General features: G+C 31.1%; 1 pseudogene. It reads right to left on the bottom strand.

The window, feature by feature from the left end:
• Positions 1 to 366, bottom strand: a pseudogene (gene pheS / locus EII32_RS11810) (phenylalanine--tRNA ligase subunit alpha); the annotation flags it as partial.

Below are 366 nucleotides of genomic sequence, written 5' to 3'. Positions count from 1 at the left end.
TGTTTAACCATTGTAATTCTATCAATTCCCATACCAAAGGCAAATCCTGAATATTTTTTTGAATCAATACCACAAGCCTCTAACACGTTAGGATGCACCATACCACAACCTAATAATTCCATACTCCATCCTGTTCCTTTACAAACATTACAACCTTTACCTTTACAATTAAAGCAAGAAACATCAACTTCAGCACTTGGTTCAGTAAATGGGAAATAATGAGGTCTATATCTTGTTTTCATATCTTTTCCAAAAAATTCTTTAATAAAAGTGTTAAGAGTATCAATTAAATTGCTCATATTTATATTTTCATCTACTACAAGTCCTTCAATTTGATGAAACATTGGTGAATGAGTATCATCAACC

The organism is Prevotella sp. OH937_COT-195 (assembly GCF_003932845.1).
Lineage (GTDB): Bacteria > Bacteroidota > Bacteroidia > Bacteroidales > Bacteroidaceae > Prevotella.
The sequence above is the reverse complement of the archived record's forward strand: the minus strand, read 5'-3'. Positions and strand labels throughout refer to the sequence as shown.